The organism is Dokdonella sp. (assembly GCF_041395345.1).
GTDB lineage: Bacteria > Pseudomonadota > Gammaproteobacteria > Xanthomonadales > Rhodanobacteraceae > Dokdonella.
Genome location: NZ_JAWLAR010000023.1, coordinates 1 through 20,816 on the forward strand (window position 1 = coordinate 1; position 20,816 = coordinate 20,816).

Sequence of the window (20,816 nt, forward strand, 5' to 3'; positions counted from 1 at the left end):
TGCGGTCAAGCAGCTGTTCCCCGAGGCCAAGATGGTGATTGGCCCGGTCATCGAGGAAGGTTTCTACTACGACATCTGGAACGAGCGCCCGTTCACGCCGGAAGATCTGGCGGCGATCGAGCAGCGCATGGTCGAGCTGATCGATACCGAGTACGACGTCATCAAGAAGGTGACGCCGCGCGACGAAGTGATCGCCGAGTTCAAGAAGCGCGGTGAGGACTACAAGTTGCGCCTGGTCGAGGACATGCCCGACGAAAAGGCCATGGGTCTTTATTACCATCAGGAATACGTCGACATGTGCCGGGGCCCGCACGTGCCGAACACCCGCTTCCTCAAGGCTTTCAAGCTGACCCGCATTTCAGGCGCCTATTGGCGCGGCGATGCGAAGAACGAGCAGTTGCAGCGCGTCTATGGAACCGCCTGGGCCGACAAGAAGCAATTGGCCGCATACATCACACGCATCGAGGAAGCCGAGAAGCGCGATCACCGCAAGCTGGGCAAGCAGCTCGACCTCTTTCACATGCAGGACGAAGCCCCCGGACTCGTGTTCTGGCATCCGAAAGGTTGGCAGATCTGGCAGATCGTCGAGCAGCACATGCGTCAGGTCTATCGGGATTCCGGGTATCACGAAATCAAGTGTCCGCAGATCCTCGACAAGAGCCTGTGGGAAAAGACCGGGCACTGGCAGAACTATCGCGAGAACATGTTCATCACCTCGTCGGAAAACCGCGACTACGCGCTCAAGCCGATGAACTGCCCTGGTCATGTGATGGTCTTCAATCACGGCCTGCACAGCTATCGCGAATTGCCGATCCGCTACGGCGAATTTGGTTCCTGTACGCGCAACGAGCCGTCGGGTGCGTTGCACGGACTGATGCGCGTGCGCGGCTTTGTCCAGGACGACGGCCACATTTTCTGCACGGAAGACCAGATCGAGGCCGAGGTCGTGGCCTTTCATCGCCAGGCCATGCAGGTCTACGCGCACTTCGGCTTTACCGAGATCGCCCTGAAACTGGCCTTGCGCCCGGATCAGCGCATCGGCTCGGACGAAGTCTGGGACAAGTCCGAGGAGACCCTGCGTTCGGCTTTGCGCGTTTCGGGCGTCGAATGGCAGGAATTGCCGGGCGAGGGCGCGTTCTATGGCCCGAAGATCGAGTACCACATGCGTGATTCGCTGGGCCGCGCCTGGCAGGTCGGCACCATGCAGGTGGATTTCTCGATGCCCGGACGCCTCGGCGCCGAGTACGTGGGCGAAGATTCGGCGCGCCACGTGCCGGTCATGCTGCACCGCGCCATCGTCGGCTCGATGGAGCGATTCATCGGCATCCTGATCGAGCATCACGCCGGGCAATTCCCGACCTGGCTGGCCCCGGTACAGGCCGTGGTCCTGAATATTACCGATGCGCAGGCCGATTTTGCCGCCGAAGCGGCGCAAACCCTTGTCGCGCAAGGGTTCAGGGTGACAGCGGATTTGCGAAACGAGAAGATCGGATATAAAATCCGCGAACACACGCTTAACAAGGTTCCCTATCTGCTGGTCGTTGGTGACCGCGAAAAGGAGGCGGGGGCCGTTGCCGTGCGTGCGCGTTCAGGGGAGGACCTGGGATCATTCTCGATCGCTGACTTCGCCGGGCGCCTCAAGTCCGAATCAAGTGTCGCCTGAAAGTCATTGATTCGATTAGATTAATCGCCAGGAGTACGAAGTATCGCAACTGAAAAAGCAAACCGCCGAAACCAGGAGATCCGGGTTCCGCGGGTACGTGTCATCGGCGCTGACGGAGAACAGGTAGGCGTTCTATCGCGCGACGAGGCACTGGAAATGGCTCAGGAGCTGGGCCTGGATCTGGTCGAGATCCAGCCGACGGCCGATCCGCCGGTCTGCCGGATCATGGATTTCGGCAAGTTCAAGTTTGATGCGCAGAAAAAGGCGCATGCGGCCAAGAAGAAGCAGAAACAGGTCGAGATCAAGGAACTCAAGTTCCGTCCGACTACCGACGTTGGCGACTACGCGATCAAGCTGCGCAACCTGCGCCGCTTCCTCGATGAAGGCGACAAGGTCAAGATCACGATTCGTTTTCGTGGTCGCGAAATGGCTCACCAAGAGCTTGGTGACGCCATGGTCAAGAAGATCGCAGCGGACATTGCCGAGGAAGCCGTCATCGAGCAGTACCCGCGCATGGAAGGTCGCCTGATGGTCATGATGATCGCGCCAAAGAAGAACAAGTAGGATTTTTGCCGGCGGCATTTTCCGCTGGCAGATGAGGAGCGACCCGGATTGTCGGGTCATACACACCGGAACGAGCAGGATGGAAAGCACGACCCAGTCGTCGCTCGGGCCAGTAACGAAAACCACAAAAGGAGTTGGGCCCATGCCCAAGATGAAGACCAACCGGGCCGCTGCCAAGCGGTTCCGCAAGACCGCGTCAGGAAAATTCAAGTGTGGCCATGCTTTCAGAAGCCACATCCTGACCAAGAAATCGACCAAGCGTAAGCGCAACCTTCGCGGCACGAATCACGTGCGCGCGGAAGATGCCGGCCGCGTCGCCCGCATGCTGCCGTACTTGTAGGAGGACTGACCCATGGCACGAGTAAAACGTGGCGTCACCGCCCACCGCAGGCACAAGAAGCTGCTTTCGCGCGCGAAGGGCTATTACAACGCCCGCCGCAAGGTCTACCGCGTTGCCAAGCAGGCTGTCATCAAGGCCCTGCAGTACGCCTATATCGGCCGCAAGCAGCGCAAGCGCCAGTTCCGTTCCTTGTGGATCGTCCGCATCAACGCGGGTGCCCGCATGTTCGGCCTGAGCTACAGCCGCATGATGAATGGCCTGAAGAAGGCCGACATCAACGTGGATCGCAAGGTGCTGGCTGACCTCGCCATTCATGACATCGCGGCGTTTGGCGCGCTGGCAGAAAAGGCCAAGGCCGCTCTGGCTGCGTAAGTCCGCTGGCGCCGCTTTCTGACGCCGGCCGTTGATGTTCGATGAACGTGGGGAGCAGGCTCTGGCCTTGCTCCCCATTTCGTTTCTGCTGGGGGAAAACCGATGGATCCGTTGAGCAGCCGCATCGACGAATCGCTGCAGGCGATAGCTTCCGCTTCAAGTCTCGAGGCGCTGGATGCCGTGCGCGTGGCAGCAGTGGGCAAGTCGGGCTTTGTAACCGAACAACTCAAGCAACTCGGCAAGCTGCCGGCCGAAGAGCGCAAGGCCGCGGGCGAGCGCATCAATATCGCCAAGAGCAACCTGTTCGAAGCCATTGCCGCACGCAGGCATGTTCTTGAAGAAGCCGCGGTGGAGGCGCGACTGGCCAGCGAGCGCATCGATGTCACCATGCCGGGCCGACGCTCCAGCCGCGAGAATCTGCATCCCGTGACCCGCGCCATGGAGCGCATCTGCGACATCTTCGCCCGGCTTGGTTACGAGCGCGTGGATGGCCCCGAGATCGAAGACGACTGGCACAATTTCGAAGCGCTGAATTTCGCGCCCGATCATCCCGCACGCACGATGCACGACACCTTCTGGTTTCCGGACGGGCGGCTGTTGCGCACGCATACCTCGCCCGTGCAGATCCGCAGCATGTCCGGACGCACGCCGCCCATCCGGATCATTGCTCCGGGCAAGGTGTACCGCAGCGATTCGGACCAGACCCATTCGCCGATGTTCCACCAGGTCGAAGGCCTACTGATCGACGAGACTTCGAGCTTTGCCGATCTCAAGGGCACCCTGGCAGCTTTCGTGCGCTCGTTCTTCGGTCGCGACTTCGAGATGCGTTTGCGCCCGAGCTTCTTCCCGTTCACAGAACCCTCGGCAGAAATGGATATCGGCTGGAGTTCGGAAAACGGAGAGACGCGCTGGCTCGAAGTGCTCGGTTGCGGCATGGTCCATCCCAATGTACTCAAGAATTGCGGCATCGATCCGGAGCGCTATACCGGCTTCGCATTTGGTCTGGGCGTCGACCGCTTTGCGATGCTGCGCTATGGCGCGGATGACCTGCGCGCATTTTTCGAGAACGATCTGCGCTTCTTGAGGCAGTTTGCTTGAGGGCGGGGAGTCGGGAATAGGGAATGGGGAGTCGGTAAGCTGGCTTCCTGCAGCTTGCAAATCTTCCCCCTGACACCCTGTCCCGAGTTCCTGGTCCCACGAGCTCCGCTCTTGTTTGTCCCATTCCCGATTCCCTATTCTCGATTCCCGGCTCCCAATGAAATTCAGCGAAAACTGGTTGCGTGAACTTGTCGACATCCCGGTTGCCAGGGAGGCGCTCGTGCAGCGTCTGACCATGAGTGGCCTGGAGGTCGAGGATGTCGAAATCCTTGGTGCAAACCTCGACGGCGTGATCATCGGCGAGATCGTGGCGGCGGAAAAACACCCGGATGCCGACAAGTTGCGTGTATGCAGGGTGGAGGCGGGCCTGGGTGCGCCGCTGCAGATCGTTTGCGGGGCCCCGAACGCTCGAGTCGGTCTGAAGGCGCCCCTGGCGACCGTCGGTACCCGCGTGGGTACGGTCACGATCAAGACGGCCAGACTGCGCGGTGTCGAATCGAACGGGATGCTCTGTTCCGGGCGCGAACTGGGGTTCGACAGCGACGCCGATGGCTTGTTCGAGCTGGCTGCAGATGCTCCCGTGGGCAAGCCGCTGGCTGCCTGGATGGGCTTTCCGGATGCTGCCATCGAGTTGGGCCTGACTCCGAATCGCGCTGACTGTCTGGGCATGGTCGGTCTTGCACGCGAAGTCGGTGCCGAATTCGGCATATCCGCCAGACCGGTGCAGATCCCCGAGCAGTCGGCCGCTATCGAGGATGTGTTCAAGGTGGAGCTGCAGGCTCCGGCTGCTTGCCCGCGCTATTGCGGGCGCATTCTGCGTGGCGTGAACGCGCGCGCCGCAACACCGCAGTGGATGATAGACCGCTTGCGCCGCGCGGGCATCCGACCGATCAGTGCCGTTGTCGACGTGACCGCCTACGTCATGCTCGAGCTGGGCCAGCCCATGCACGCCTTCGACGCGGCGACCCTGCATGGACCGATCGTCGTGCGTGCGGCGGGCAAGGGCGAGAAACTCAAGCTGCTTGATGAGCGCACCGTCGAGCTGGATGAGGAATTCCTCGTCATCGCCGACCAGGACAAGCCGGTTGCGCTGGGCGGGATCATGGGCGGTCACGACACGCGCGTGACCGACGCGACGCAGGACGTGTTCCTCGAGGCGGCGCACTTCGCATCAGGCAGCATCAGCGGGAGAGCACGCCGGCTTGGCATGCATACCGATGCCTCGCATCGCTACGAGCGCGGCGTGGACGCGGAGCTGCCGCGCCAGGCCATCGAGCGCGCTACGGCCCTTGTGCTCGAGATCTGCGGCGGGTCGGTCGGACCGTTGATCGAAGAGTCCTCGCCGGCGCACCTTCCGGCCCGCTCGGAAATTGCATTGCGCAGAAGTCGCCTGGGCCGGATTCTCGGTATCGAGGTGGCTGATTCCGAAGTGAGCAGGATTCTCGAGTCGCTTGGCATGAAAGTCACAAAGACCGAACAGGGTTGGTCGGCTATTCCACCCTCGGCGAGGTTCGATCTGGCCATCGAGGAAGACCTGATCGAGGAAGTTGCCCGGATCCACGGCTATGACAGGATTCCGGTGCAGGCGCCACGTGGGGAGATCACGCCCGTTTCCATCCCGGAGGACAGGGTCGCCCTGTCGCTGATTCGCGAACAGCTGGCGGCGCGCGCCTATGCCGAAGCGATCAACTTCGCCTTCGTGGACGCCGAACTTCTGCAGACCTGGGGCATGGGCGAGGACGCGATTGCGCTGAAGAATCCGCTATCGGCCGAGTTGGCCGTCATGCGCACCAGCCTGCTGCCGGGGCTGGTCGCGGCTCTGGACCGAAACCGCAAGCGCCAGCAACTCCGCGTGCGCCTGTTCGAGACAGGGCGCAGCTATCATGAAGGGAAGGACGCCCCCGTCGAGATCGAGCGAATCGCAGGCGTGGCGATCGGCGACGCTGACGGGGAGCAGTGGGGCACAGCCAGGCGAAAGCTCGATTTCTTCGACATCAAGGGCGATGTCGAGTCGCTGATTCGGCTGACCGGCGCCGACGCGACCTCGTTCGAATTCAGGTCGGGAGGCCCGTCCTGGCTGCACCCGGGTCGCTCGGCGACGATCTGGCGGGGTGACAGGGTGATCGGCTTCGTGGGTGCGCTTGATCCGCGCCTGCAAGGGAAGCTTGATCTTGATGACGATGTCCACGTTTTCGAGCTGCAGCTGGAAGGATTGTCCTGGCGCAGCGTACCGGTGGCCCGTCCCTTGTCCCGATTCCCGTCCCTGCGCCGGGACATTGCCGTGCTGATTTCCGACAGCGTGGCGTGCTCGGAGATCGAGGCGAGCATTCGCGCCGCCGTGGGCGAGCATCTGGTGGATCTGGTTCTGTTTGACCAATACGCCGGATCGAATCTCGGAAATGGTGTCAGAAGTCTCGCTATGGGCTTGATTTTACAGGACCGTTCACGCACCCTAACGGATCAGGACGCGGATCAGTGCGTCGATCTGGCGGTCTCCGCTCTGGCGACTGGTTACAACGCGAAGTTGCGAGGGTAGGATGGCGCTGACGAAGGCTGAAATGGCAGAACGTCTTTTTGTGGACGTTGGATTGAACAAGCGCGAAGCCAAGGAATTCGTGGATGCATTCTTCGAGTCCGTACGCGATGCACTTGAAAGGGGAGAGCAGGTCAAGCTGTCGGGGTTCGGCAACTTCGATCTGCGCTTGAAAAATGAACGTCCCGGACGCAACCCGAAGACCGGCGAGGAGATTCCAATCTCCGCGAGGCGAGTGGTGACGTTCCGGCCGGGGCAAAAGCTGAAGGTCCGAGTAGAAGCCTATGCTGGATCAGGGGAGCAATAGCGAACTACCGGCGATTCCGGCAAAGCGCTATTTCGCCATTGGCGAAGTTAGCGAGCTTTGCGGGGTCAAGCCGCATGTTCTTCGCTACTGGGAGCAGGAATTTCCCAACTTGAAGCCGGTAAAACGTCGCGGAAACCGACGTTACTACCAGCGTCATGACGTGCTGATGATTCGCCAGATCCGTTCGCTGCTCTACGATCAGGGCTTCACGATCACCGGTGCGCGCCAGCGCCTGGAAGGCCCGCAGGCGCGCATGGAAGTGAGCATGTCGGGACAGATCGTGCGCCAGGTTCGCATGGAGCTTGAAGAAGTTCTGCAGATCCTGCGACGCTGATTCCCGCACCACTTGTTCGAAATCTCCCGCGCGGGTCCACGATCGGGCACAGTCCTGATACAATCCGCGCCCCTCGCAACATCTGATCCGCCTTCGTCGGGGCGTAGCGCAGCCTGGTAGCGCACCTGCCTGGGGGGCAGGGGGTCGTGGGTTCGAATCCCGCCGCCCCGACCATTCCGGATCCGGCCACGTCCTGCTTTTCCAGTGCGGGGTTGCTCCGCTGCAAATCGTTTGCGGCGCAGATCTCGAGTTTGCAAAGCTCACGAGCACGCCAGCTGTTCGGGTAGACTGTCTCTCATGAGTACCGATCGCAGCGGCCGCCGAAGCCTTTACCCCGAGATCTCGACCTACGACACCGGATTCCTTCAGGTGTCGCCCTTGCACAAGCTCTACTACGAGCAGAGCGGAAACCCGAATGGCAAGCCTGTGGTTTTTCTGCATGGCGGCCCGGGCGGCGGCAGCAGCCCGAAGGTGCGCCGATTCTTCGACCCCTCCCACTATCGCATCATCCTGTTCGACCAGCGCGGCTGCGGGCAATCCACGCCGCATGCCGAACTTGCCGAGAATACGACCTGGGACCTGGTTGCCGATATCGAGCGCCTGCGTGCGCATCTGGAGGTGGATCGCTGGCAGGTATTCGGGGGCTCCTGGGGTTCTACCCTGGCACTTGCCTACGCGGAAACTCACCCGGAACGCGTCACCGAACTCGTATTGCGCGGCATTTTCATGTTGCGTCGACGGGAGTTGGAGTGGTTCTACCAGGAGGGCTGTGACGCGATCTTTCCGGACGCCTGGGAAACCTATCTGGCGGCCATTCCGGAGGCGGAACGCGGCGATCTCATGAGCGCCTACTATCGGCGCCTGACCAGTTCCGACCCGGATGTCCGTCTGGCCGCAGCCAAGGCCTGGTCGGTCTGGGAAGGATCCACCAGCTATCTGTTGCAGGATCCCGAGCACATCGACGGCAGTGCGGAGGATGAATTCGCATTGGCGTTCGCCCGCATCGAATGCCACTATTTCGTGCATGGCGGGTTTTTCGAGCACGACGACCAGCTGTTGCGCAATGCTCATCGCCTGAAAAACATTCCGGCCGTGATCGTGCAAGGGCGTTATGACGTCGTCTGTCCGGCACGCAGCGCCTGGGACCTGCATCGAGCCTGGCCCGAGGCCGACCTGCGCATCGTTGCCGATGCGGGCCATTCTGCGTTTGAGCCTGGCATTGCCCACGAACTGATCGAGGCGACAGATCGCTTCCGCTAGGCCGTGCGAGTTTCCGATGGGTGAACCGTCAGCAAGAATGCCCGCGGTAGCGGGCATTCCCGTATTTGCGGCGACTAGTGCCCGCCCGAGTTGCTCATGCAATCGGCCATGAAGTTCTTGCGCTCATTGCCCGTCAAGCCTCGCGACTGGGCTTCGGCCTGACAGGCACTCTTGTTGCCTTGCTGGGCAGATGTTGCCGCTGGCGACTGTGAGGGCGCAGCGGCGCTGCTCTTGCCCATGCAGGCCTGCATGGAGGCCTCGCGCTCGGCGCCGCTCTTGCCTGCCGCCTGCGCGTTGCAGTCCGCGTTGCTGGATCCCTTGCCGCCAGCCCACGCACAAAATGCAGCGACCGAGAAACACAGTGCGACCGCCATCAACAGCGTTGTACGGAATGTCATGACGATTTCCTCCTTCGCTTGAATCCGGCACCGGTCAGTGCCGGAATCGTCGAGTCTACGCCCCCTGAATCCGGGACGCATTGGAGGAGCACCTGACCGCCCTGATCAGGCCGCGTCGCGCTTCGCTTCGGTCTGACTCAGGCGAGGACCTTCCACCAGTGCCCGACGCACACCGTCGATCAACAGGTCGACTTCGGCATCGGTGATCGCGAAATGCGGCGTGAAGCGCAGCGAGTTGGTGCCACCGTGAATGACGCCATACCCATGCTCGCGCATCCACTCCTCGGTGCTGCCCGAGCCGTAGCACTTGAACTCGGGCGAAAGCTCGCAGGAGAACAACAATCCGGTGCCCTGGACCTTGGTGATGTATCCGGGCAATTCGGCCTTGAGCGCTTCAAGGCGTTCGATGAACTGACGGCCGCGGGCGCGAATGTTTTCACGGATCGCGGGAGTCAGCATTTCGAGGACCACGCAGGCGACGTCCAGCGCACGCGGATTGCTGGTCATCGTGTTGCCGTAGATGCCACGCTTGTAGAGATCGGCAGCGCGGTCGTTCACGGCCAGCACGGAGAGCGGGAACTGTCCGGCATTCAAGGCCTTGGAGTAAGTCTCCATGTCCGGTGCCTCGACATTCTCGAAACCGGGATAGTCGACGAAGGACAACACGCCATTCGCGCGCAAGCCGGCCTGGATCGAGTCGATCAGCAACAGGCTGCCGTGTGCCTTGGTCAGCTCGCGGGCCGCCTTGTAGAACTCGACGGTTACCGCACGACCCGGATCGCCTTCGCCCATGACGGGCTCCAGGAACATCGCCTCGATGAACCAGCCATTGGCGTCCGCATCGGCAAACACCTTGCGCAGAAGGTCGATGTTGTAGGCCTCGACGGTGATTACGCTGCGCTCGGTGCGGTAGCTGGCGAGATTCTGCTCATAGACCTTACGCGAAGAGTCCGAATACAGGGCGGGCCGGTCGGTGCGCCCATGGAAGGCGCCCTTGACGGCCAGTCGCTTGATTTCACGCCCTGCGTAGCGTCCGCCTTCGTCGGTCATCAGCTTGGCATTCACGTCGGCGATGCGCCCGGCCAGCGAAACCGATTCGGAGCCGGAATTCAGGCACAGGAATCGCGAGTAGGGCGAGCCCCCGCGGGTGTGCCCGATTTCGCGCTTGAGCGCCTCGGCCATGCGCAACTGCGACAGGTTGGGCGTCATGATGTTGGCCATCACCTGCGGGCGCGACAGCACGTCGAGAACGGCCTTGGGCGTATGCCCGAATCCGAGCATGCCGTAGCCGCCGGAGTCGTGAATGACAGCTCCCTTGAGGGTGATGATCCAGGGGCCGCGCGCGGTCAGGGCGACATAGGGGTTGACGCCGTCATCCGGGTAGAAGTTGACGAAGTCGGACTGGATGGCGTGGAACTGGGCCGTTTCATCGAGCTTGAGCAACTCGGGGCTGCTCGAACGCAGGGCCAGAAATGCGGCATAGGCCGCGTCGATGGCCTCGGCAAGCTCCGGGTACTGGCCCACCAGCGTCTCGAGGCAGTCATTGCTCAGACCTGCGGTACGAACCGGGCCACCTGCAGCGCGCATTTCGTGCAACTTCACCAACAACGCATTCATTGTGATCTCCTGAAAAGCACAAAGCCCGCGCCGTGGAACGTCGCGGGCAATCAAGGCTTAGCCATTGATTAAATAAGGGAAAACGTCCTGCAAGACTATCACGTCAGGGCCGTTTTCGATACCCCGGACGACTTCGTAAACCGAATTGGGCGGCTTTCCCAAGGCCGCGGCCAGGTCCGCGTCGCCGGCATGACGGCTGTCACCCCCGAACGCTGATTGTTGCGACTGCGTGGCGGGATCTGCATTGACTAGTCTGGCTTCAGAACGGGAGAAAGGTCGATGGATTCAGCGAATCACACGGTTCTGGCCGAGTTGAAAGGCGTGCGCAAGCGTTACGGAAAGCAGGTCGCGCTGGATGGCCTGGACCTGCGGCTTCGGAGTGGCGAGCTGCTGGCGGTGCTGGGGCCGAATGGCGCAGGCAAGAGTACGGCAGTCGCCGCGCTGCTGGGTCTCGCCTCGGTAGACCAGGGACTGGTGTCCCTTTTCGGGGACGCCCCGCGGAAGCTGGCTGCGCGTTGCCGTGTTGGCGTGATGTTGCAGTCGGCAGGCATACCCGATGCCTTCAAGGTAGGCGAGTTGCTTGAGGTCACGCGCGGCTACTATCGGCATCCGCGCAGCGTTGAGGAATGCGTCGGGCTGGCCGGTCTGCAGGGCCTGCTGGAGCGCCGTTACGGACGCTTGTCCGGCGGCCAGCAGCGCCGGGTCCAGTTTGCCCTGGCGATCTGCGGAAACCCCGAATTGCTGTTTCTCGATGAGCCCACCACCGGGCTCGATATCGAAGCCAGAAAGGGCTTCTGGGTGGCGATCCGCGCCATGGTGGCCGAGGGATGCTCGGTATTCCTGACCACGCACTATCTCGAGGAGGCGGAAGCACTGGCTGATCGTGTCGTGGTCCTGAACCACGGCCGGCAGATCGCCGAAGGCAGCGTGGAGAGCTTGCGTTCGCTGATCTCCAATCGCCTGATCGGCTGCATTACATCACTGGAACCGGACACTGTTCGGCATTGGGCTCATGTGCGCGATGTTTCGTGCAGGGCGGGTCGCATGGAAATCATCGCCGATGTCGCCGAGCCGGTCGTGCGCCGATTGCTGGCCGAGGACGAACGTCTGGCAGAACTGGAAATTCACCGCGGCGGATTGGCCGAGGCCTTTGTGGAACTGACCAGGGAGGCAGCATGATCACCGTTGCCCGGAGCGAAATCGGGCACCTGATGGCCTGCTACCTGCGTGAAGCGCGCCACGAGTTCCTGCGTCTGCTCAGAACGCCGTCGTTCGTCCTGCCTACCTTGCTGTTTCCGGCACTGTTCTACGTATTGTTTGGCGTCGTTCTGGCCGGGTCACGCGGTGGCGTGCAGGTATCCGGCTATCTGCTGGCCAGCTACGGCGTATTCGGCATCATGGGGGCGTCCCTGTTCGGATTCGGTGTCACCATTGCGATCGAGCGCGAGCGTGGATTCCTTACTCTCAAGCGCGCCCAGCCGATGCCGCCTGGAGCCTTCCTTTTCGCCAAGCTCGTCATGGCCATGCTGTTTGCCGCGATCATCTCGGTACTGCTTGCGCTGCTCGCGACAACGCTGGCAGGCGTCAGGCTGGCACCTCAGCAATGGATACTGCTGTTCCTGATCAACGTGTCCGGAACCTTGCCGTTCTGTGCGCTCGGGCTCTGGCTTGGATCCCTCGTCAGCGGCTCGGCCGCGCCGGCGGTGGTCAATCTGATCTATCTGCCGATGTCATTCCTTTCCGGATTGTGGATGCCGCTCTCGGTCCTGCCCGATTTCATTGCCAGGTTCGCCCCGATGTGGCCCTCCTACCATCTTGGCCAGATCGCCCTGGGCGTTGTCGGGCATGCCGATTCCGGCAACGTGCTCGCGCATGTCGGGTTCCTGGTGGCCATGTCCGCCTTGTGCCTGTTTCTGGCACGCGGGCGTCTTGACCGCGAAAGCGACGGCTCGGGGCGCTGAGCGGCGTGGCAATCCACGAAGATCAGCCTATTCTTGTCGCAATCGGCCCGGCAGACTCTGCCGGGCAGGATGGCCCAACATGCATGATCGCCCTCGACTGGACGGGTCCAGAAAGATGACAAGTGCCGGGAGAACACGATGAGCAATGCATTGCATGCCAGCCTGTTGCGGATCCGCGCGCGCCTGGTACCCGACGACCTGCAGCTGGGCTGGATGCCGATTTTCATACTCGGCTATCTGGCATTCCTGTTCATGCCGATCGTCTTCGACCGATCGGGGCAGGTTGTCTCCGGAGGAATGCCGCTGGGCATTCTGTGGCCGACCTTGTTGTCGATTGCGATATTCCTGCCGATCTACTTCATGAGCTATCGCTGCAGCGGGGCGGCCGAAGTCCTGTGCATGCTGGGCATGGCAGCGGTTGGCTATTGCCTGATTCCGATCAATGGTTTCGCCAATACCTACATCGTGTTCGCCTGTGCATTCGCGGCACTGATCAATGCCAGCCTCTGGCATAAATTTGCCTGGGTGCTGGCGATGCTGGCTGCGTTTCTGATCGAAATCGTCCTTCTTGACGGGCCTCTGTTCGTGGTCGCGTTGACTACCATCATTTCTGTTGCCGTGTTCTTCGGAAACCATTTCTTCGTCGAAGCGTCGCGCAGGCGCGCGGCCCTGAAGCTCTCGCACGATGAAGTCAGACGACTTGCCGCGCTGGCAGAGCGCGAACGCATTGGCCGCGATCTGCATGATCTGCTCGGACATACCCTGTCACTGATCGCGCTGAAGTCGGAACTGGCCGGAAAGCTGCTGGATCGAGACCCTGCCAAGGCTGCCCGGGAGATCAGCGAGGTCACCCGTGTCGCCCGCGATGCACTGTCGCAGGTTCGCCGCGCGGTCAGCGGCATCCGTGTCGCCGGACTCGCAGCCGAACTGGCTTCGGCCAAGCAGTTGCTGGAATCCGACGGCATCGCCTTCAACTATTCGCTGGGTGACGTTGCCCTGCAGACCGAACAGGAAACCGCGCTTGCACTGGTCGTGCGCGAGGCGCTGACCAATGTGCAGCGGCATGCGCGGGCGCGCCGTGCCGAAGTCATTCTGGATACCGTCGGTGGACGTGTCCACCTGTACGTCAGCGACAACGGTCGAGGCGGCAAGATGGAGCCTGGAAACGGCATGCGCGGAATGCGCGAGCGCATCGAGCAACTTGGCGGAAGTCTTGTCGTCGAGTCGTCAAGCGGCAAAGGAACTCGACTGAAGTTCGAACTGCCTGCTCCGGAATTATCCGATCAGACGCTCCAATCCGCGACCGCCCAGCGACCGATCGCCTTGCATTGATACTGTCCAGATTGTGCAGATCGATGCGCTGATGCTAGGTTGAATTCCGTCAAATGCAGAACCCGGGAAACCGATGATTCGCGTCGTGCTTGCAGAAGACCAGGCCATGGTGCGCGGTGCGCTCTCAGCGCTTCTCAATCTGGAGACGGATATTGATGTGCTGGGGGAGGCTGCAGACGGCGAAATGGCCTGGCGTGAATTGCAGCGGCTGAAGCCCGATGTGCTGGTAACGGATATCGAGATGCCGGGCCTGACCGGACTCGAGCTGGCGCAGCGAATCCAGCGCCATGAATTGCCGATCAAGGTCGTCATCGTGACAACCTTCGCGCGCCCCGGATTCCTGCGCCGCGCACTGGATGCCGGCGTATCCGGCTACCTGCTCAAGGACGCACCCGCGGAAAATCTGGCCGAAGCATTGCGCACCGTGCACCGTGGCGGGCGTTCGATCGATCCGCAGTTGGCCCTTGATGCCTGGACCGAGGCGGATCCGCTCAACGAGCGCGAGCGCCAGGTCCTGCGCTTGGCCGGCGAGGGCATCGGCGCGGGCGATATCGCCAGCCGGCTCAACCTGTCCCATGGCACGGTGCGCAACTACCTGTCCGAGGCAATCGGCAAGCTGGGTGTCAACAATCGCATCGAGGCCTATCGACTCGCGCGTCAGAAGGGATGGCTCTGACTGGCTCGCTTTTTCCCGGCACTGGCAGGGTTGCCATTCGGGTTTTGGTGAGAAATGCAGGCAGTCGGCCTACAATGCGCGCCCGCAAAGCACTGCCGTCCACTTGAAAAAGTCCGATTTCAAATTCGAGCTGCCCCCCGAGCTGATCGCCCAAGAGCCGTTGGCCGAACGCTCTGCAAGCCGCCTGTTGCTGCTCGATGCAGCCAGCGCGAGCATGCAGGATCGCCAGTTTCGGGAATTGCCGGAGTTGCTTCGCGCTGGCGACCTGCTCGTCTTCAATGACACGCGGGTCTTGCCGGCGCGCCTTTTCGGACGCAAGCAGTCGGGCGGCGCGGTGGAAATCCTGATCGAGCGACTGACCGCTGCCCACGAAGCCACCGTGCAGCTCGGCGTCAGCAAGAAACCGAAGGTGGGCGCAGCGATCGAGCTGGCCGATGGAACGCTGGCGCGCGTGCTCGGCCGTGATGGCGAATTCTTCCGCCTGCACTTCGAGTCCGCTGAATCACTTGAGCACCTGCTCTTGCGACTTGGCCGCATGCCATTACCCCCCTATATCGAGCGCACGCCGGACGCGATCGACATGGAGCGCTATCAGACCGTTTTCGCGCGTGAGCCCGGAGCCGTCGCCGCGCCAACCGCAGGCCTGCATTTCGACGCGGCCCTGCTTGATCGGCTCGCCGAACGCGGTATTGAGTCGGCACATGTGACCTTGCACGTCGGTGCCGGCACCTTCCAGCCTATGCGGGCGGAGAAGCTCGAAGATCACACCATGCATCGCGAATGGCTGAATGTCGGTGCGGAGCTCGTCGAGAAAATCAGGCATGCGCGCGGGCGCGGCGGTCGTGTTATCGCGGTCGGCACGACCGTGGTTCGCGCGCTCGAGAGCGCCACCCGTGATGGCGTACTCAGTCCTTTCGCGGGGGAAACCCAGATCTTCATCTTTCCGGGTTATCGGTTCACCAGCATCGACGGCCTGCTGACCAATTTCCATTTGCCCGAATCGACCTTGCTGATGCTGGTCTCGGCTCTTGCCGGCACCGAATTCATCCTCGACGCGTATCGCCATGCCGTGAAGCAACGCTACCGGTTTTTCTCATATGGTGATGCGATGCTGATATGGCCAAAGAGCCGGGAGTCGGGAATAGGGATCAGGGATTCGTAGGAGAGTCGCGAGTCGAGAGCTCTATCGAATCCCCTATCTCCCATATCGAATCCCACGCCATGCACTTCAAGCTCCTCAACAACGACAACAAGGCCCGCCGCGGTCGGCTGACGTTTGATCGCGGCAGCATCGAGACGCCGGCGTTCATGCCGGTGGGCACGTATGGCACGGTCAAGGCGATGACGCCGCGCGACGTCGAAGAGACGGGTGCCGAGATTATCCTCGGCAATACGTTTCATCTGTTCCTGCGTCCCGGGCTCGAGATCATCGGAGATTTCGGCGGGCTGCACCGATTCATTGGCTGGGAAAAGCCGATCCTGACCGACTCGGGCGGGTTTCAGGTTTTCTCGCTCGCGCACAAGCGCAAGATCACCGAGGAAGGCGTCACCTTTGCGTCGCCGGTCGATGGTTCGAAGGTGTTCCTGAGCCCGGAGGAATCGATGCGCATCCAGCATGTGCTCGATTCCGATATCGCGATGATCTTCGACGAGTGCACGCCGTACCCGGCAACCGAACAGGTAGCTCGCGAATCGATGGAGCTGAGCCTGCGCTGGGCGCTGCGCTCGCGACGGGGATTCGACGAACTCGGGAATTCGAATGCCCTGTTCGGCATCGTCCAGGGATCAATCTACCCGGATCTTCGCAAACGTTCCGCTGATGGCCTGATCGAGATCGGATTTGACGGCTACGCCATTGGCGGCCTGGCCGTGGGCGAGCCGGAGGACGAGCGCAACGCAACGCTGGAAACCATCGAGCCGTTCCTGCCGGTGGAGAAGCCACGTTATCTCATGGGGGTAGGGCGACCCGAAGATATTGTCGAGTCGGTCCTGCGCGGTGTCGACATGTTCGACTGCGTGATGCCGACGCGCAATGCGCGCAACGGATTCCTGTTCACGCGCCATGGCACCCTGCGTATCCGCAATGCAAAGTTTGCGCGTGATACGCGGGTCATCGAAGACGGCTGCGCCTGCTACACCTGCCGGTCCGGATTCAGTCGCGCCTATCTGCGCCATCTCGATCGCTGCGGCGAAATCCTCGCCAGTCAGCTGGCGACGATCCACAACCTTCACCACTACCAGGACCTCATGCGTGGGCTGCGCCTGGCCATCGAGGAGTCCCGTCTCGACGCATTCGTTGCCGCCTTCTATGCGGAACGGTCGATGGATGGCGAGACGATCGAATAGACTGGGATTGTGACCGATGACCCATATGGACTACGAAGCTCAATGAAGACAGTACTCGTCACGGGTGGCGCAGGATTTATCGGAGGCAACTTCATTCTGCAGCTGCTCGCACTCGGAGGCTATCGAGTCGTCAATCTCGATGCGCTGACCTACGCAGGCAATCCCGACACGCTGGCCGAGGTCGCCGCGCATGCCGACTATCGCTTCATGCATGGCGATATCGGTGATCGTGAGTGTGTCCAGGCGCTGTTGTCGGAGCATCGGCCGACCGCGATCATCAATTTCGCGGCGGAATCGCATGTCGACCGTTCGATCGACGGCCCGGCCGAGTTCGTCAAGACGAATGTGGTCGGAACGCTGAATCTGCTCGAGTGTGCGCTCGCCTACTGGCGAGCCTTGCCGCTTGAAGGTCAGGACGTATTCCGTTTCCTGCATGTATCGACCGACGAGGTCTACGGTTCGCTGGGTCCGGTAGGTCGATTCACCGAGGAATCGCCGTACCAGCCGAATTCACCGTACTCGGCATCAAAGGCTTCATCGGATCATCTTGTGCGCGCGTTTCATCACACTTACGGCATGCCGGTGCTGACCACAAACTGTTCGAACAATTACGGGCCGTTCCAGTTCCCGGAAAAACTCATTCCGCTGATGATCCAGAAGGCGCTTGCCGGTGAGTCCCTCCCGGTCTACGGAGACGGCCGCAACATCCGCGACTGGCTCTATGTGAGGGATCACTGCAGTGCGATCCTGCGCGTACTCGAAATCGGTCGTGCCGGCGAGGTCTACAACGTGGGTGGCGATGCCGAGCGCGAGAACATCCATGTCGTGAAGACGGTGTGCTCGCTGCTCGACGAGCGCCGCCCCCTCGCCGACGGACGCAAGCGCGAATCCCTGATCACCTTCGTTAAGGATCGCCCCGGTCATGATCGACGCTATGCCGTGGATGCCTCGAAGATCAAGCGTGAACTTGGCTGGCGCCAGACCGAAACCTTCGAGTCGGGACTGGCGCGCACGGTCGACTGGTATCTCGCGAACGACCAGTGGGTTCGGCGGGTACTGGATGGGAGCTATCGGATGGAGAGGTTGGGAGGGGGTTGATCTCGGACTTTCAATTTTTGGGACGTCATTCCGGCGGAGTCTGGAAGCTAGTCACAACTGCCGAATACCTGTTCATCTAGTTTGTCTTTTCTTTTCTGATTTGCGGGTCATATTTCGGCGCATTGGAAAAGCAGTGCTTTCACCCGCCTTCGGCGCGCGAGTCACCTTTCTTTGCGTGGCCAAAGAAAGGTAACCCAAAGAAAGGCCACCCCGACGCAGCGGTCTCCGGCTCCTGCCCTACGACTTCGCGGCGCAGCTCCGGGGGTTGTCTGACAGCACATCCTTGTGCTGGCAGCCAACTGGGCGCGATCCCTCGCGCCCACCCTTCGGGCCTTTCCTGCGCCACTCCGCCACTGCATAGGGGCCCCGGTCACTGCGCTTCCTGCGCAGCAGAGCCGATGCAAAGACGAAGCAGAGTTCCGCAGGCTTTTTCTTTGGCTTTGGATCTGGCGCGCAGGACGCGCGCTGAATGTGTCCCGTCGCACGTGGCGAGGCTGCGCAGGAATTGTCCGAAGGATGGCCCACAGGACGTGGGCCAGTTTGCTGCCAGTCCATGGATGGACTGTCAGCAAACCCCGGAGCTGACTCGCGCACCTTGAGCACAGGGACTGTGCGCAAGGCGCGTGCGTGGGGTGGCCTTCTCTTTGCCTACTCTTCTCTTGGCCACGCAAGAGAAAGTAGGGCGCTCGCCGGAGGCGAGTGCAAGCTTTGGGTTGATGCCGCAGGCGTGTGAAAGCTTTGCTCTGCTATATACGGCGCCGGCGAGTTGAACAAGCGCACAGACGGCTCTGCTGTCCAGAAAATTTCGCGAGTCACGAAGCCCGATTCACCGAATAATCCGCCAACACCCCAAGTGCGTCCCGTGCCGCCGAAGCCGGCAAGGCCGACAACGCCGACCTGGCCGAACGCGCGTAGCGTTCTGCCCGCTCGCGCGAATGTTCGATTGCACCCGAATCGCGAATGGCGGCGATGATGTTGTCGAGCGAGTCGAGGCCGCCGGACTCGATGGCACGACGCAGGCTGGCGGCCTGGTCAGGTGGGCTGTTGGCGATGGCGTGAATGACAGGCAGGGTCGGTTTGCCTTCGGCGAGGTCGTCACCGATGTTCTTGCCGAGGGTGTCTGCGTCGGAGACATAGTCGAGCACGTCGTCTGCAATCTGGAATGCATAGCCAAGATCGAGGCCGTACCGGGCGAGTGCTTGCTCCTGTTCGCCCGGCAGATCGGCGAGAACGGCGCCGAGTCGGGTCGCGGCGGAAAACAGCACGGCGGTCTTGCGCTCGATCACATCGAGGTAGGCCTGCTCGGTCGTGTCGGCGTTGCCGATGTTGAGCAGCTGCAGCACTTCGCCCTCGGCGATCCGGTTTGTGGTGTCGGCGAGAATGCGCATGATGCGCATGTCGTCGAGTTCGACCATCATCTGGAACGAACGCGAGTAGAGAAAATCGCCGACCAGCACGCTGGCCGCATTCCCCCACAACGCGTTGGCTGTCTTGCGACCGCGGCGCAGGTCCGATTCATCGACGACGTCATCGTGCAGCAAGGTCGAGGTGTGAATGAACTCGATCAGGCTGGCCAGCGCAAGGTGCCCGTCACCTTTGTAGCCGGCGGCCCGTGCAGCCAGCAGGTGGAGCATGGGGCGCAGACGCTTTCCGCCACTGCCGATGATGTGTTCGGCTATCTGGTTGATCAGGACCACGTCCGAGGCAAGCCGCGAACGAATCAGCGAATTGACCGCACCCATGTCGGCAGCGGCGAGGGCCTGGACGTCGGAAAAGTTGCGGATGGCCGTCGCGGCTGGGCTGGAAACTGAACTCAAGTGTGGCATCCCGAAATCGTTGGCTTGCAGTATAGCCGGCCACAGCGTTCTGGCCGCCTGTCAGTCATGCAGTTTCGACTGCAATTGGGCCGCGATGCTCAGTGCAATGGCTTCCGGGCCTCGGCCACCCAGATTCAGGCCGACCGGCGAATGCAGGGTCGGCAGGAGCCGTTCTCGCGCAGATTCCGGCAAGAGCCTGAACAGGTCGTCGCGGCGCCTGCGAGGTCCAAGCAGGCCGATGAAGGGAGGCGGGTTTTCGGCAAGGGCAAGCAATGCGTCCAGGTCGAGTTCGAAATTGTGGTGCATGACGAGTGCCGCATGGAGTCCAGTGGCTGCCTCCTGAAGCAGGACCTCCGCGGGGGCATCCCGGAAGTAGTGATCGGCCAGTCCTGATGCCGCCATCCAGCGCTCGCGGCGCTCGGCGACGCCGGTTATCCATCCCATCGATCGGAGCAAGGGCAGCAGGACCGGGGCTTCGGGGCCGGCGCCGAACATGAGCACGGACGGAGGAGCCTCGATGCGCACCTGCCAGACTGGCGGCGTCGGTCCGCTGGCCCAGGCGCTGGCGCCGACAGGCAACTGCCAGTTGGCCGATTCCTGGTCCACCGAGCAGCGGAGCTTTCCATCCGCCGACAGCGAAATATCCATCGGTCCACGGCGAGCCAGCCAGGCGGCAGCCAGGGCGGACCAGCCTCGCAAGGCCCGCAGCGGAAGAAGGGCCAGGCGCAGGCGTCCGCGACAGCCGACGGCCGAGCCGCCGAACAGTGCCTCGTCGTCTCGCGTGTCCACCTCCATCCATTCAATGGATGCAGTCTTTGCCGCCTGTGCCGCGCGACGGGCAATTTCCGGTTCGAGACAACCGCCGCTGAGCCAGCCGGTCTGTGAAGCGCCGGCGAACAGGGCGATCGCTCCGGATCCGACATAGGTTGAGCCGGTGGTTTCAAGCACGATGGCCAGAGTCGGTGATTGCGGCGTGCCCAGCGCTGTACATGCAGCTTCAACAACGGCGCGAATTCCGCCCGCTGATCCTCGCTCGACAACGATTCGAGCCGGATCGGGCGTCTGGGTTGGGTCGGCGTTCATGTGCGTGACAATGTAGC

20 protein-coding genes and 1 tRNA gene are annotated in these 20,816 nt (G+C 61.7%); 17 read left to right on the forward strand and 4 right to left on the reverse strand.

Features of this window, described 5'->3' with window-relative positions:
• The 10 genes from thrS to pip all read left to right on the forward strand — a co-directional run.
• Positions 1–1,663 (forward strand): threonine--tRNA ligase (gene thrS / locus R3F00_RS16865; protein WP_371282895.1); only part of this gene is annotated, 1,663 nt, incomplete at its 5' end.
• 42 nt (positions 1,664–1,705) lie between these two features.
• Entirely contained in the window at positions 1,706–2,227 is a 522-nt protein-coding gene (infC, locus tag R3F00_RS16870) for a translation initiation factor IF-3 (protein WP_371282937.1), read from the forward strand.
• Between the two features lie 142 nt (positions 2,228–2,369).
• On the forward strand, positions 2,370–2,567 hold the full coding sequence (gene rpmI / locus R3F00_RS16875) for a 50S ribosomal protein L35 (protein WP_371282896.1): 198 nt from the start codon (positions 2,370–2,372) through the stop codon (positions 2,565–2,567).
• 12 nt (positions 2,568–2,579) lie between these two features.
• Positions 2,580–2,939: a 50S ribosomal protein L20 gene (rplT, locus tag R3F00_RS16880; RefSeq protein WP_371282897.1), complete on the forward strand. Its 360-nt coding sequence runs from the start codon at positions 2,580–2,582 to the stop codon at positions 2,937–2,939.
• A gap of 102 nt (positions 2,940–3,041) precedes the next feature.
• Positions 3,042–4,037: a phenylalanine--tRNA ligase subunit alpha gene (gene pheS, locus R3F00_RS16885; protein WP_371282898.1), complete on the forward strand. Its 996-nt coding sequence runs from the start codon at positions 3,042–3,044 to the stop codon at positions 4,035–4,037.
• Positions 4,038–4,194: 157 nt separating this feature from the next.
• Complete coding sequence (pheT, locus tag R3F00_RS16890) at positions 4,195–6,573, forward strand: phenylalanine--tRNA ligase subunit beta (RefSeq protein WP_371282899.1); 2,379 nt, start codon at positions 4,195–4,197, stop codon at positions 6,571–6,573.
• A 1-nt stretch (position 6,574) separates the two neighbouring features.
• Complete coding sequence (gene ihfA / locus R3F00_RS16895) at positions 6,575–6,877, forward strand: integration host factor subunit alpha (protein ID WP_092403997.1); 303 nt, start codon at positions 6,575–6,577, stop codon at positions 6,875–6,877.
• Positions 6,855–7,211 (forward strand): MerR family transcriptional regulator, encoded by a 357-nt coding sequence (locus tag R3F00_RS16900; protein WP_371282900.1) that lies wholly within the window; start codon positions 6,855–6,857, stop codon positions 7,209–7,211. The genes ihfA and R3F00_RS16900 overlap by 23 nt, the downstream gene beginning before the upstream one ends.
• Before the next feature lie 97 nt (positions 7,212–7,308).
• Positions 7,309–7,385 (forward strand) — tRNA-Pro (locus R3F00_RS16905).
• Positions 7,386–7,508: 123 nt separating this feature from the next.
• On the forward strand, positions 7,509–8,471 hold the full coding sequence (pip, locus tag R3F00_RS16910; RefSeq protein ID WP_371282901.1) for a prolyl aminopeptidase: 963 nt from the start codon (positions 7,509–7,511) through the stop codon (positions 8,469–8,471).
• A gap of 74 nt (positions 8,472–8,545) precedes the next feature.
• On the opposite strand, the gene R3F00_RS16915 is transcribed toward pip, so the two are convergent.
• Together R3F00_RS16915 and R3F00_RS16920 are read right to left on the reverse strand one after the other, a co-directional pair.
• Positions 8,546–8,869 carry a PsiF family protein gene (locus R3F00_RS16915; RefSeq protein WP_371282902.1) on the reverse strand — a complete coding sequence of 108 codons (324 nt, stop codon included), beginning with the start codon at positions 8,867–8,869 and terminating at the stop codon, positions 8,546–8,548.
• 105 nt (positions 8,870–8,974) lie between these two features.
• Entirely contained in the window at positions 8,975–10,486 is a 1,512-nt protein-coding gene (locus R3F00_RS16920) for an aminotransferase class III-fold pyridoxal phosphate-dependent enzyme (protein ID WP_371282903.1), read from the reverse strand.
• A gap of 279 nt (positions 10,487–10,765) precedes the next feature.
• On the opposite strand from R3F00_RS16920, the gene R3F00_RS16925 reads away from it, so the two are divergent.
• From R3F00_RS16925 to rfbB, 7 genes are all read left to right on the forward strand, one after another.
• A complete protein-coding gene (locus tag R3F00_RS16925; protein WP_371282904.1) occupies positions 10,766–11,665 on the forward strand; it encodes an ABC transporter ATP-binding protein in 900 nt (299 codons plus the stop codon).
• Complete coding sequence (locus R3F00_RS16930; protein ID WP_371282905.1) at positions 11,662–12,447, forward strand: ABC transporter permease; 786 nt, start codon at positions 11,662–11,664, stop codon at positions 12,445–12,447. Before R3F00_RS16925 ends, R3F00_RS16930 begins: the two co-directional genes overlap by 4 nt.
• Positions 12,448–12,585: 138 nt before the next feature.
• Positions 12,586–13,779, forward strand: coding sequence for a sensor histidine kinase (locus R3F00_RS16935; RefSeq protein ID WP_371282906.1), 1,194 nt, complete (start codon positions 12,586–12,588; stop codon positions 13,777–13,779).
• Between the two features lie 73 nt (positions 13,780–13,852).
• Complete coding sequence (locus R3F00_RS16940; RefSeq protein ID WP_371282907.1) at positions 13,853–14,455, forward strand: response regulator transcription factor; 603 nt, start codon at positions 13,853–13,855, stop codon at positions 14,453–14,455.
• A gap of 103 nt (positions 14,456–14,558) precedes the next feature.
• The gene (gene queA / locus R3F00_RS16945) at positions 14,559–15,617 is read left to right on the forward strand and encodes a tRNA preQ1(34) S-adenosylmethionine ribosyltransferase-isomerase QueA (RefSeq protein WP_371282908.1); all 1,059 of its coding nucleotides are present in this window, start codon (positions 14,559–14,561) and stop codon (positions 15,615–15,617) included.
• Between the two features lie 59 nt (positions 15,618–15,676).
• Positions 15,677–16,801 (forward strand): tRNA guanosine(34) transglycosylase Tgt, encoded by a 1,125-nt coding sequence (gene tgt, locus R3F00_RS16950; protein ID WP_371282909.1) that lies wholly within the window; start codon positions 15,677–15,679, stop codon positions 16,799–16,801.
• A gap of 42 nt (positions 16,802–16,843) precedes the next feature.
• Positions 16,844–17,899, forward strand: a complete 1,056-nt coding sequence (gene rfbB / locus R3F00_RS16955) for a dTDP-glucose 4,6-dehydratase (RefSeq protein ID WP_371282910.1) — start codon at positions 16,844–16,846, stop codon at positions 17,897–17,899.
• An 812-nt stretch (positions 17,900–18,711) separates the two neighbouring features.
• On the opposite strand, the gene R3F00_RS16960 is transcribed toward rfbB, so the two are convergent.
• Positions 18,712–19,716, reverse strand: coding sequence for a polyprenyl synthetase family protein (locus tag R3F00_RS16960; protein ID WP_371282911.1), 1,005 nt, complete (start codon positions 19,714–19,716; stop codon positions 18,712–18,714).
• A 60-nt stretch (positions 19,717–19,776) separates the two neighbouring features.
• The gene (locus R3F00_RS16965) at positions 19,777–20,799 is read right to left on the reverse strand and encodes an XdhC family protein (protein WP_371282912.1); all 1,023 of its coding nucleotides are present in this window, start codon (positions 20,797–20,799) and stop codon (positions 19,777–19,779) included.
• Positions 20,800–20,816 lie beyond the last annotated feature (17 nt).

Excerpts from the sequence above, each read along its gene's own strand:
- R3F00_RS16940 (WP_371282907.1), top strand. The coding sequence starts at position 13,853 with ATGATTCGCGTCGTGCTTGCAGAAGACCAGGCCATGGTGCGCGGTGCG.
- R3F00_RS16925 (WP_371282904.1), top strand. The coding sequence starts at position 10,766 with ATGGATTCAGCGAATCACACGGTTCTGGCCGAGTTGAAAGGCGTGCGC.
- tgt (WP_371282909.1), top strand. The coding sequence starts at position 15,677 with ATGCACTTCAAGCTCCTCAACAACGACAACAAGGCCCGCCGCGGTCGG.
- R3F00_RS16965 (WP_371282912.1), bottom strand. The coding sequence starts at position 20,799 with ATGAACGCCGACCCAACCCAGACGCCCGATCCGGCTCGAATCGTTGTC.
- ihfA (WP_092403997.1), top strand. The coding sequence starts at position 6,575 with ATGGCGCTGACGAAGGCTGAAATGGCAGAACGTCTTTTTGTGGACGTT.
- pheS (WP_371282898.1), top strand. The coding sequence starts at position 3,042 with ATGGATCCGTTGAGCAGCCGCATCGACGAATCGCTGCAGGCGATAGCT.
- R3F00_RS16930 (WP_371282905.1), top strand. The coding sequence starts at position 11,662 with ATGATCACCGTTGCCCGGAGCGAAATCGGGCACCTGATGGCCTGCTAC.
- R3F00_RS16935 (WP_371282906.1), top strand. The coding sequence starts at position 12,586 with ATGAGCAATGCATTGCATGCCAGCCTGTTGCGGATCCGCGCGCGCCTG.
- R3F00_RS16920 (WP_371282903.1), bottom strand. The coding sequence starts at position 10,486 with ATGAATGCGTTGTTGGTGAAGTTGCACGAAATGCGCGCTGCAGGTGGC.
- rplT (WP_371282897.1), top strand. The coding sequence starts at position 2,580 with ATGGCACGAGTAAAACGTGGCGTCACCGCCCACCGCAGGCACAAGAAG.
- R3F00_RS16915 (WP_371282902.1), bottom strand. The coding sequence starts at position 8,869 with ATGACATTCCGTACAACGCTGTTGATGGCGGTCGCACTGTGTTTCTCG.
- rpmI (WP_371282896.1), top strand. The coding sequence starts at position 2,370 with ATGCCCAAGATGAAGACCAACCGGGCCGCTGCCAAGCGGTTCCGCAAG.
- R3F00_RS16900 (WP_371282900.1), top strand. The coding sequence starts at position 6,855 with ATGCTGGATCAGGGGAGCAATAGCGAACTACCGGCGATTCCGGCAAAG.
- rfbB (WP_371282910.1), top strand. The coding sequence starts at position 16,844 with ATGAAGACAGTACTCGTCACGGGTGGCGCAGGATTTATCGGAGGCAAC.
- pheT (WP_371282899.1), top strand. The coding sequence starts at position 4,195 with ATGAAATTCAGCGAAAACTGGTTGCGTGAACTTGTCGACATCCCGGTT.
- pip (WP_371282901.1), top strand. The coding sequence starts at position 7,509 with ATGAGTACCGATCGCAGCGGCCGCCGAAGCCTTTACCCCGAGATCTCG.